Origin of the sequence: Agrobacterium sp. SUL3 (assembly GCF_001263295.1) — a bacterium.
Taxonomy (GTDB): Bacteria; Pseudomonadota; Alphaproteobacteria; order Rhizobiales; family Rhizobiaceae; genus Agrobacterium; species Agrobacterium tomkonis.
The window spans coordinates 1-10,420 of the sequence record NZ_KQ414541.1 but is presented as its reverse complement, the minus strand read 5'-3'; the positions used below and the strand labels follow the sequence as shown (position 1 = coordinate 10,420).

Sequence of the window (10,420 nt, the reverse complement as noted above, 5' to 3'; positions counted from 1 at the left end):
CGGAAAAATTGATCTCCTCCAAGCCCGCGTCATCGGCGCGGGATAAAATCCATCACCACCAAAACTGCGTCAGAGCCACACCTACCTGCCTCGTCCATCTGGAGCGCAATCGCTACAGCGTGCCGGCATCCTTCGCCAACCGACCGGTGAGCTTGCGCGTCTACCCTGATCGGGTCGTCGTCGCCGCAGAAGGTCAGATCGTCTGCGAGCATCGTCGCGTCATCGATCGCTCCCATGACCGACCGGGACAGACCATTTACAACTGGCGGCACTATCTGGCGGTGGTGCAGCGCAAGCCAGGCGCTCTGCGCAATGGCGCACCGTTCGCCGAACTCCCCGAAGCATTCGGGACCTTGCAGCAATATCTCCTGAAGAAGCCAGGTGGTGATCGCGAGATGGTCGATATCCTGGCGCTCGTCCTTCAGCACGATGAACAGGCCGTGCTATCGGCGGTCGATATGGCACTGAAGTCCGGCGTTCCGACCAAGACGCATGTGCTGAACCTGCTGCATCGACTTGTCGATGGCAAATCCTTCACGCCGCCAACCCTCGACGCACCACAGGCCCTGACGCTCACCAATGAGCCCAAGGCCAATGTCGAACGATACGATACCTTGAGAAAGACGGAGGTCCGCAATGCGTCATAACCCAGCAAGCGGCGCGATCGTTATCATGCTGCGTCAACTGAAGATACATGGCATGGCCCACGCCGTCGGTGATCTGACCGAGCAAGGATCGCCGGCGTTCGAGGCTGCCATTCCAATCCTGTCCCAGCTTCTCAAGGCGGAAACGGCTGAACGAGAGGTCCGATCGACCGCATATCAACTCAAGACGGCACGCTTTCCGGCCTACCGTGACCTGAACGGCTTCGACTTCGCCAGCAGCGAGATCAACGAGGCGCTCGTGCAGCAACTCCATGGCTGCGACTTCCTCAACGACGCCAACAACATCGTCCTGGTCGGCGGTCCCGGCACGGGCAAGACGCATATCGCCACGGCCATCGGTGTCCAGGCCATCGAGCATCATCACAAGCGGGTTCGGTTCTTCTCGACCGTGGAATTGGTCAATGCTCTCGAGCAGGAGAAGTCCCAAGGTCGTCCAGGACAGATCGCCAACCGCCTGGCACACTCCGATCTCGTGATCCTGGACGAACTCGGCTACCTGCCATTCAGTGCTTCAGGCGGTGCGCTGCTATTCCATCTGCTGAGCAAACTCTACGAGCACACGAGCGTCATCATCACGACGAACCTCAGCTTCAGCGAATGGGCCAGCGTGTTCGGCGATGCAAAGATGACCACGGCATTGCTCGACCGGCTTACCCACCACTGCCACATCTTGGAAACCGGAAACGACAGCTTCCGCTTCAAAAACAGCTCGGCCCATGAGCCCAAAACGACGAAGGAGAAACGCAGGAACTTGACCACTACGACCAGCACAAACGATATCTAAAGGCGGGTCACTTCTCGGTGGAAACGTCCGCACCCCCGCCGGGTCAGCTCTCAGTGGAAATCAACAAGCCTCGGACGTTTTGAGCGCATATGCACGGGAGTCGGGGATAGGTGCGATACTCGCCCTTCCGCCAAACCCTCACCGCATGATAACGTTACGCGCTGGCGGCCAATTCGACAGGCACGCGCTCCAACTCATCAACATAACCTTCTTTGATATTTCGGATCGCTGGCAAAGTCGCGATAAAGGCGGCGACGCAGGACGGATCGAACTGACTGCCAGCGCGGCTACGGATGTGAGCGACAGCCTGCTCGACGCTCCAAGCCTCTTTATATGGTCGGACGGTCGTGAGCGCGTCAAAGTTATCGGCAATAGCCACGATACGGCCGGCGAGCGGGATTTCCTCACCGGACAATCTACGCGGATAGCCCTGCCCGTCCCATCGCTCGTGGTGAGACCCCGCGATTTCTGCCGCGAGACGGAGAAGGCTTGACCGAGATTCATTCAGGATATCGCAGCCGATCAAGGTGTGCGTCTGCATCTCCGAGAACTCTTGTTCGGTGAGCTTGCCCTTCTTCAGGAGGACCGCGTCACGTATACCGACCTTCCCGATGTCATGCATCGGCGACGCCAGCCTGATGTTGGAGCAGGTCTCGGGTGGGAGGCCCAGCGCCTGCGCGATGGCTTCGGAATATGCCGCGACACGCTTGGTATGCAGGCCGGTTTCCGAGTCCTTGTAGCTGGCCGCAATCGAAAGGCGGTCGATGATTTCCTCCTCGCGCGCTCTGATTTCCTCCGTCGCCTTCTCGATTTCCTGGCGCAGCCACTCCGCCTTGTCCGCCAGTTTGTTACGGGCCTCGACCAAAGCGACGAGATTGCGCATCCGCGCCTGGAATTCCAGCGGGTTTACGGGCTTTGTTAGAAAGTCGATCGAGCCAGCGTCCAGGCACGTCATGCGGGTCGCGAGGTCAGTGTCAGCCGTGACCATGACATAGGGCTTGTCACGGTATTTTTCGAAGAAATTGATCTCGCGAAGCAACTCGACACCGTTGTAACCCGGCATCTGGTAATCGACCACGGCGATGTCGAATTCCAGTTTCGGCATCGCGGCGAGGACCTCCGCCGGGTCGGTAAAGGCCAACGGTTCGCAACCCTTGATCTTCGACACCAGCTTCGAAAGAAACATGAGGTTGGTACGGTTGTCGTCCACAATAAGAATGCGCATGCACTGTCTCCTCATGCGGCCCGTTTTGTCCGCTGCGTTTCTATCTCGGCGGCGATGGCCGCCAGTCCGGACTGGGAAGCACGTTTCTCCCTAAGAGACTGCGCGATGAGTGCGACGCTATCGAAACCGAGGTTTCCCGCTGCGCCCTTTAGTGTATGCAGCAACCGATCAACCTCATCTGACCTCTCATGTATCATCGCCTTGGCGAGATCAGCGAGAATTTGAGATGCGTCGTCAAAGAACGCGTCCAGCAATTCGTTATACGCATCATCCCCAAGCGCCTCGACTATCTCGGCTTGACGGTTGTTCAACGCCTCGTCCGGGACGATCACAGGATCCGATGCCACGTCAACCCCTGCACCACCCTTTCCGCGAACCTCGAAAGTGGAAATAAGCCGGGCGAGTTGGTTCTTCGTCACGGGTTTGGATTGGAACCCGTTCATGCCGGCGGCCGCGCACAGACGGCGGTCGTCTACTGAGGCGTTTGCGGTCATGGCGACTATCGGTATGTCGTTTCCCGTGCCGCGGATCGCCCTTGTCGCCTCTATTCCGTCCATACGCGGCATCTGCATGTCCATCAGCACCAGGTCGAACCGAGACGCGGAAATCATTTCGACCGCTTCGGCTCCGTCGCTAGCCACCTCGACACCCTGTCCGAGATGGCGAAGAAAGCCAGCCGCGACCTGCTGGTTTACAAGGTTATCTTCCACAAGCAGGATGCGGAGATTGGGTATCACGCCAGCAAAGTCAGCTGGAGCTTCAGACAGCACCGTGGCCCTCTCGTCGGCCCTGTCAACCGGGATTTCAAACCAAAATGTGCTACCCTGTCCCTTGGCACTCCGCACGCCGATCCGGCCGCCGAGGGATTCGACGATTTCTTTGCAGATGATCAATCCCAACCCGGTTCCGCCGTAGTTTCTGGAAATGCTCGCATCGACCTGGGAGAAGGGTTTGAACAGGCGGCCCTGCCCTTCCTCGTCGATCCCGATCCCCGTATCGGTAACCGCGAACTTCAATAGCGTACGGTCATCGCTGTCTTCCTCAGAGAGCTTCACCGCGACCATGCCGTTCGACGTGAACTTTATGGCGTTGCTTAGGAGATTGAGGACGACCTGACGCAAACGGGTCTGGTCTGTCATCACGACAGTTTTGCTGTGTTCGTTGGGCAAATCGGCGACGAGCGTATTGCCCTTCTCCGCAGCCCGGTCGCGGAGCATTCCCACGGTATCGGACACCAGAGCGCCGACATCGACAGGAGCGAGTTGGACATCGATCTTGCCGCTTTCCATCTTCGCGAAGTCGAGAATCTCGTTGAGGATTTCCAGCAGCGATTGCCCGGAGCGGCGGATTGTCTGGACCGCTCCGCGAACGCGCTCGGGCAGGTCCGACAGCTCGAGAAGTTCCGCCGTCCCGAGAACAGCGTTGAGCGGCGTGCGGACTTCGTGTCCCATGGTCGCCATGAATTGCGACTTGGCCCTGTTCCCCGCCTCCGCGGCGGCAAAGGACTCCCTCAGCTCCCGCGTCATATCCTCGAATTCAAGACCTGCCGCCCGGACGGACTTCAACTGCCGCCTGAGGGATATGACGAGGATGCCGACGCTGAGCGAGAGGACTGCGGTCACGGCTCCCGTCTTGAGCTGAAGTGATTGCAGTGCCTCCCTCGCGTCCGCGCGCTCGGCACTGACCTTGTTGTTAGTGTTGGTCAGCAACTCTTCGGTGTTCTTCATCAAGCCCTTCATGTCGGAAACGAATTCCGCGAGCACGCCGGCGTCCAGATGATGCCCCGCCGCGATCCCGTCGAACATCGCGGCTTTCGACATAACTGCGGGCTCGATATTCGAGACAAGCTGGGCCAGGCCGGGGGTTTCGCCCAGGCGGAGGTCCAGATTAGCCTTTTTGAGAAGCGCCATACGGGAATACAGGATGTCGTACCGTATCGTCAGATTTGAAACGGTTTCGTCCGAGAGATCTCGACGTACGAGCATATCGTAGGCGACCTCGCTCAGCCGCCTCGTTTCCCGGTCAAGCTGGTAGACGGACCACAGGGCGTTCTCGCGGATTCCGTCCTGTAGCTCCTGATATTTCCCGTAAATTCCAGAAAGAAGGTAGATAAGGCCAATCAACAGCAAGACGGCAAAACCCTGCAGGAACGCAGTGCCCTTGCTAACACGCCGAATGACATCCCCGTTCTTCCCGGCTCTGTCCATGGTTACTTGACCTCGATCGACTTGATCTGCCAGACGGACCGCGAAAAGTACTTTTCGTTGTAGAGCGATTGGTCCTTGTCAAACGGATAGATCATGAACAGCGGCCCCTTGTCGCGAACTGACATCGTGTCGCCGTTCATCCTCGATGCCAGAATGCTGTCGATCTTGGTGGCATCCTCCATCGGCACCTCGGCCGCGTAGTCATTGAGAGCGACGAGCTTGATACTTGTCCCCTTGGCCCCGGCCGCTTCGAGAACCGCGCGGAGCAGCGGTCCGGAAAACTCGACCTTTCCGGTCGTCCAGGGGGTTTCCATCGTTCCCTTCCGCCCGGGCAACGCCTCAAGCATAGCAAGGTCGAACTCGGCCGATTTCCCGGCGTTCGGGTGGGAGAGCTCGCCTGAGACGGTCAGAATGACCTGCCCTTTCGGCGCGTCGAGCGCGAAAGCCTGACTGGCAAGGAGGGTTGCGGCAAGGGCCGCGATGCGGATTGCGGAATGCATTGGGGAATCCTCGCGTTCGCCGAAGCGGGAGGCCTCGACCGTCAAAAACGACATGCCAGGAGGGCTGGTGTCCACGCGTCTGCCATGGGAGCAGACCTGTGACGGACCGTCGTCATGACGGCCTGGGCAAGATGCCCGACACCCCAAATTTAGGGCAGAGTCGTTGAACGAACGTGAATCAGTCCGTGAAAATGCGGTGTAACTCTCTTTGCGAGTCGCCCAGATCGTCGGCATGGTTAAGCCGAGCTTGAGACTGGCGCTTTGGGACGTTTGATGGACGCAAGATGAACGCAGCGGAGATCATGCCGCCGCCGCGTTCATCGATATTTTCGGGGAAAACTGCACCTAAAGCGTCGATAGAAAGTTGAAATCGCCCGAATGATTAAACTTATAGGTATCCGCATTAACCTGTACTTAATACTTTGCCCCCAGATTTGGTGCCAAGGACGCGCACCGATCCCGAGAAACGTTGAATATGCTAAGCCAAGCCAAAATCGCTGAATTGCCTGACGATCTGGCATCCCTACCGCGGCATCGCCGGATGAGCGACGACGCCGCGGTGGCGTTGGCAAAGCGCGCCGTTCCTTTCGATTTCGTTAGCGTCAGCGGTTTCGATCTCGGATCGTATAAGGTCGGCAACTTCAACAGCGTGACCTCAAGCTTTCCCCCGGCCTTTGTGGAGGCCTATGCCGGAGAAAAGCTCTACCTAAACGATCCAATGGTTTTGGTCGGAAAAGACGGCGCTGATGTCGTGACCGAAGAGAGCGTAGCGGGCCGTTATGAGATGCCCCAGCGTCTCGCCTACCTTTTGCGCACCTTCCGCATATCCCGTCGGATCGCTTTCTTCCTGCGTCGCAGCGGACACAATTACGGTTCCGTCGTCTTCGCAAGGGACGGCGCGCCATTCGGGGCCGACGAGGCCGAGTATCTGGGCATGATCGCCACCCCTCTCCACGAGCGATTGACCCGCCCGCTTCTAGACCGGTTCGGCCCACAGATCGTCGGACTGCTCGACGGTGAAGTTGAATGCATACGCCTAGCCGGCCAGGGGATGACCAGCGAAGAAATCGCCTTTGCGTCGAGGTTTACCCGCGAGACCGTGGACAGCTACCTCAAATCGGCAACAAAAAAGCTACAGGCGCGCAATCGCGCACATGCGATCGCAATTGCCATCCGGCATCGGCTGATAGACTAAATCAGTCCCAATCCCAAACATGATCAAGTGCTGTCTTTTTGGGCAATTTCCCAAAAAGAACGCATTCGCTCGGCTTGTCGCGATTTTCTTAATCCTCCGTTAGGAGGTCACCCCTATTTTCGGGGTTATCGAAGGAAGACGGCCTCCACATTCCCGGCTTTCGAGATTGACCAGCGAGCCAAAAGCGCCGGCCACCACACTTCATCATTAACAAGACACCGGACGGTTGACCCGTCCCGGGTCTTCCATGTCCGACATTGGCGACTGCCCGCTCATCCGGGCAGCGGCTGCTTCTGCACGCTCTCGCCATCGGCAACAAAGAGGAATGCATATGAAAATACCGTATTTCAGTCAGTCCGACAGCGATGCCGTATTGTCCGCCATGAGCAAGTCGCAGGCGATCATCGAATTCGACCTGAACGGAACCATCCTCACCGCAAACACCAACTTCTGCGCGGCTCTCGGTTACGAGCTCTCCGAGATCGTCGGCCGCCATCACCGGATGCTCGTCGATTCCGTCGAAGCGAGTTTGCCTGAATACCGCACATTCTGGGACCGTCTCGCTCAGGGCCACTTTGACCGCAAACAGTACCGCCGCATCGCCAAGGGCGGGCGCGACGTCTGGATCGAAGCGTCGTACAATCCGGTTTTCCGCCGGGGCAAGCCATACAAGGTCGTCAAGTTCGCGACCGATATTACCGCGATCAAACAGAAGGCCGCCGAAGACGCGGGAAAGCTTGACGCGCTCTCGAGGGCGCAGGCGGTCATCGAATTTACTCCGAACGGTGAAATTATCACCGCTAACGAAAACTTCCTGAAGACCGTTGGCTACCAGCTGTCCGAGATCGTCGGAAAGCACCATTCGATCTTTTGCGATCAGGACTATACCCGCACGCCCGACTACCGTGTTTTCTGGGACCGCCTGCGCTCCGGCGAGTTTGTGTCGCAGGAATTCATGCGGATCGGCCGCGCGGGCAACAAGGTCTACATCCAGGCTTCTTACAACCCGATCTTCGGCGTGGACGGAAAGGTCTTCAAGGTCGTCAAGTTCGCCACGGACGTTACGGGTCGCGTTGAAAACGTACAGGCCCTCGGAAATGGCCTGCAGATGCTCTCTTCCGGAAACCTCTGCGCCGACCTGCCCAAGTCTTTCATTCCGGCACTCGAACAGCTTCGGGTGGACTTCAACAATACTTCGGGAAAGCTCCGCGCCACCATGAAGGCTGTCCGGCAAAACGCACAGGCGATCGCCGCCGGCTCGTCTGAAATGAAGACGGCAGCCGACGACCTTGCGAAAAGGACCGAGCAGCAGGCGGCCTCGGTCGAAGAGACGGCGGCCGCGCTCGAGGAGATCACCCAGACGGTCTCCGACTCCAGCCGTCGTGCCGATGAAGCGGGACGCCTCGTCGTTTCCGCCCGCACCAATGCCGAAGAATCTGGCCGAGTGGTAGCCCGCGCGATCGATGCGATGGGAGCGATCGAGAAATCGTCCAAAGAGATCGCCAATATCATCGGCGTCATCGACGACATCGCCTTCCAGACCAACTTGCTGGCGCTAAATGCAGGCGTCGAGGCAGCCCGCGCGGGCGAGGCTGGCAAAGGCTTCGCGGTCGTCGCCCAGGAGGTCCGCGAGCTGGCGCAGCGGTCTGCCGGGGCGGCAAAAGAAATCAAGGCCCTGATCGGGCTCTCGGGCGAGCAGGTGAAAGCGGGCGTCTCGCTGGTAGACGAGACGGGCCAGTCGCTCTCCCGGATCGTATCGCAGGTGAAGGACATCGACGTCAACGTCGCGGCGATCGTGGAAGGTGCGCGGGAACAAGCCGTCGGTCTGCGCGAGATCAACATATCGGTCAACACGATCGACCAGGGGACGCAGCAGAACGCGGCCATGGTGGAGGAGTCGAACGCCGCCAGCCATGGACTGTCCGGCGAGGCAGACGCGCTGTTCAACCTTGTAAGCCAATTCAAGGTCGACGAAGGCGGGGCTCTCGATGTCGCGGTGCCAACGACCTACGCAAGGCCAGAAACCGCGCCGACACCCGTGCATGCGCTTCGCCGCAGAGTGAGCCAACAGATCAGGGGCGGCAACGCGCTCGCCCAGGCGTGGGAGGACTTCTGATGTTGGCCAGCTCATTCAGACAGACCGCGGCGAGCGACATGGACATCATCGCGTTCAGCCTTCGGGGTCAGGAATTCTGCGTCGAGACGACGAAGGTCCGCGAAATCCGGGGGTGGGTTGCCTGCACCCCCGTGCCCCACGCCCCCGAGGACGTACTGGGCGTCATCAATCTCAGGGGTGAGGTCGTCCCGATCATAGACCTCGCGGGACGCTTGGGGATGGGAATGACGCACGGAACCGAGCGTTCGGCAATCGTGGTGGCGGAAGTCGGCAACGAGGTCTTCGGCCTCCTCGTTGACAGCGTTTCGGATATTCTGACCGTCGACAGTGCTTCGGTGCAGCCCGTTCCGGAAGTGGTCGCCACGGTGGAGCTGCAGTTCGCGGCGGGAATGCTGACGTTGGAACAGGGAATGATCTGTCTTCTCAACCTTTCCAGGCTTCTCGGGGCGAGGAGGGACCAGACCAACGGGCCGAGCAAAGATGTCGTCCTCTGTCTCCCCGCGCGTCATTGACCTTGTCACAGCGCTGATGGATGAAGGATGCGAGATGTGGAGCGTCGGCCGGGGCTACTGCATCGGCGAGCCAACCTACGAACCACACGCGACCAACGTTAAACGCATCCTTGACCGTTTCGGTCCAAGAGACCACCTCCTCGAAGAGATATCCGCGTATCTGGCGCAGATCGGCCGCTCATTCGACCGGCCGATCTGATTCAGGCAGCATCTGCAGCACCTAAGGCGCTATCGTATCTCCGCTTCCGGACCATCCCCTTCCAGACTTCATTTGTCGCGGCCGGGTTTGCCTAGTTCGGGTGACCGCTATAACGCGGTTACTCCCTTGACCGCCTATGCGGGCAAGGCCCTTCCGCGCCGCAAAGGCGGGCCGTTCGCTGGCTGCGTCCACAACGGTAAAATCGGGCTTTTTTGCGGAGCTCGCGTTGAGCATTAGGCAATCAACCGTCGTCTGATCGCCTCCGCGATTGCCTGAGTTCTGTTCGAGGCTCCGAGCTTCTTGACCGCCGACTTGACGTAGCTGTTGACGGTATCGACCTGATACCCGGTGGCCTTGGCTATCCCATCGCTGGTCAAACCGAGACTTGCCTGAGACAGACACGCCATCTCGCCTTTGGAGAGGCGCAAGTGTTCGGCTGCGAACTTTTCCATCAGCGGCTTCGTGACGACGGTGTGGATCGTTTCAGCAACCAGCGAGAGGAAGGTCAGTTCCTCGTCATCGAACGGCGTGGCCCTGGTAACGCCAACCGCTCCGTATGTGACGCTCTCGCGCGCGATTGGGAAAAGGGTCCTATTGTGTACGCCGAATGTGCGCTGAAGATACAGCAAGCGCTGTGGCGGCGAGTGCTCGGCATAGACCTCGTGCTCGACCACCACCGATTTCGCCGCTTTGGCGGCCGCAACAAAAGGGTCCTCGGCGTATAAGCGGTCAGCGTGATAGGCTTCCACGTAACCAGGGGGAAGGTCCGTGTCGATCGAGAAGCCGTTTCCGAAGCGGTAGTGGTCGACGTCAAGACCAGAGATGAAGATGTAGTCGAACGGGACGGCACGGCGCAGTCTTTCGATAATGTCGTTCTTCCCGAAAAAGCGGTGATTGGGAACAGAACGCAGGTCGATATTGTCAATCGGCATCGAAACGGGGCTCTGACGCAGTTTTGGTGGTGATGGATTTTATCCCGCGCCGATGACGCGGGCTTGGAGGAGATCAATTTTTCCG

10 protein-coding genes are annotated in these 10,420 nt (G+C 58.9%); 6 read left to right on the top strand and 4 right to left on the bottom strand.

The genetic code is table 11. The annotated features are described in order from the left end of the window. On the top strand, positions 1–647 hold a 647-nt coding region (locus tag AKG12_RS28360; protein ID WP_502688819.1), incomplete at its 5' end, for a Mu transposase domain-containing protein. Continuing rightward, a complete protein-coding gene (gene istB / locus AKG12_RS28355) occupies positions 637–1,449 on the top strand; it encodes an IS21-like element helper ATPase IstB (RefSeq protein WP_052821389.1) in 813 nt (270 codons plus the stop codon). The genes AKG12_RS28360 and istB, both read left to right, overlap by 11 nt. 154 nt (positions 1,450–1,603) lie before the next feature. Here the strand turns inward: istB and AKG12_RS28350 are convergent, their stop codons facing one another. The 3 genes from AKG12_RS28350 to AKG12_RS28340 are packed head-to-tail and all read right to left on the bottom strand — an operon-like array spanning position 1,604 to position 5,426. Then, a complete protein-coding gene (locus tag AKG12_RS28350) occupies positions 1,604–2,674 on the bottom strand; it encodes an HD domain-containing phosphohydrolase (RefSeq protein WP_052821388.1) in 1,071 nt (356 codons plus the stop codon). A gap of 11 nt (positions 2,675–2,685) precedes the next feature. Continuing rightward, positions 2,686–4,881: an ATP-binding protein gene (locus AKG12_RS28345; RefSeq protein ID WP_052821387.1), complete on the bottom strand. Its 2,196-nt coding sequence runs from the start codon at positions 4,879–4,881 to the stop codon at positions 2,686–2,688. Positions 4,882–4,883: 2 nt separating this feature from the next. Continuing rightward, positions 4,884–5,426: a putative pterin-binding protein gene (locus tag AKG12_RS28340; RefSeq protein ID WP_285278030.1), complete on the bottom strand. Its 543-nt coding sequence runs from the start codon at positions 5,424–5,426 to the stop codon at positions 4,884–4,886. A gap of 496 nt (positions 5,427–5,922) precedes the next feature. Here AKG12_RS28340 and AKG12_RS28335 point away from each other — a divergent pair, with 496 nt between their 5' ends. From AKG12_RS28335 to AKG12_RS30530, 4 genes are all read left to right on the top strand, one after another. Then, complete coding sequence (locus tag AKG12_RS28335; protein WP_167379204.1) at positions 5,923–6,576, top strand: helix-turn-helix transcriptional regulator; 654 nt, start codon at positions 5,923–5,925, stop codon at positions 6,574–6,576. 331 nt (positions 6,577–6,907) lie between these two features. Further along, positions 6,908–8,692, top strand: a complete 1,785-nt coding sequence (locus AKG12_RS28330; RefSeq protein WP_052821390.1) for a methyl-accepting chemotaxis protein — start codon at positions 6,908–6,910, stop codon at positions 8,690–8,692. Then, positions 8,692–9,204, top strand: coding sequence for a chemotaxis protein CheW (locus tag AKG12_RS28325; RefSeq protein WP_052821385.1), 513 nt, complete (start codon positions 8,692–8,694; stop codon positions 9,202–9,204). Before AKG12_RS28330 ends, AKG12_RS28325 begins: the two co-directional genes overlap by 1 nt. Next, on the top strand, positions 9,173–9,403 hold the full coding sequence (locus AKG12_RS30530) for a Y4lK-related protein (RefSeq protein ID WP_143151047.1): 231 nt from the start codon (positions 9,173–9,175) through the stop codon (positions 9,401–9,403). The genes AKG12_RS28325 and AKG12_RS30530 overlap by 32 nt, the downstream gene beginning before the upstream one ends. Before the next feature lie 233 nt (positions 9,404–9,636). Here the strand turns inward: AKG12_RS30530 and AKG12_RS28320 are convergent, their stop codons facing one another. Then, positions 9,637–10,335 carry a helix-turn-helix transcriptional regulator gene (locus AKG12_RS28320; RefSeq protein WP_052821384.1) on the bottom strand — a complete coding sequence of 233 codons (699 nt, stop codon included), beginning with the start codon at positions 10,333–10,335 and terminating at the stop codon, positions 9,637–9,639. Between the last annotated feature and the right edge of the window lie 85 nt (positions 10,336–10,420).

Bases quoted from the DNA above. Each gene is read 5' to 3' on its own strand.
- istB (WP_052821389.1), top strand. From the start codon at position 637: ATGCGTCATAACCCAGCAAGCGGCGCGATCGTTATCATGCTGCGTCAA.
- AKG12_RS28350 (WP_052821388.1), bottom strand. From the start codon at position 2,674: ATGCGCATTCTTATTGTGGACGACAACCGTACCAACCTCATGTTTCTT.
- AKG12_RS28345 (WP_052821387.1), bottom strand. From the start codon at position 4,881: ATGGACAGAGCCGGGAAGAACGGGGATGTCATTCGGCGTGTTAGCAAG.
- AKG12_RS28335 (WP_167379204.1), top strand. From the start codon at position 5,923: ATGAGCGACGACGCCGCGGTGGCGTTGGCAAAGCGCGCCGTTCCTTTC.
- AKG12_RS28330 (WP_052821390.1), top strand. From the start codon at position 6,908: ATGAAAATACCGTATTTCAGTCAGTCCGACAGCGATGCCGTATTGTCC.
- AKG12_RS28325 (WP_052821385.1), top strand. From the start codon at position 8,692: ATGTTGGCCAGCTCATTCAGACAGACCGCGGCGAGCGACATGGACATC.
- AKG12_RS30530 (WP_143151047.1), top strand. From the start codon at position 9,173: ATGTCGTCCTCTGTCTCCCCGCGCGTCATTGACCTTGTCACAGCGCTG.
- AKG12_RS28320 (WP_052821384.1), bottom strand. From the start codon at position 10,335: ATGCCGATTGACAATATCGACCTGCGTTCTGTTCCCAATCACCGCTTT.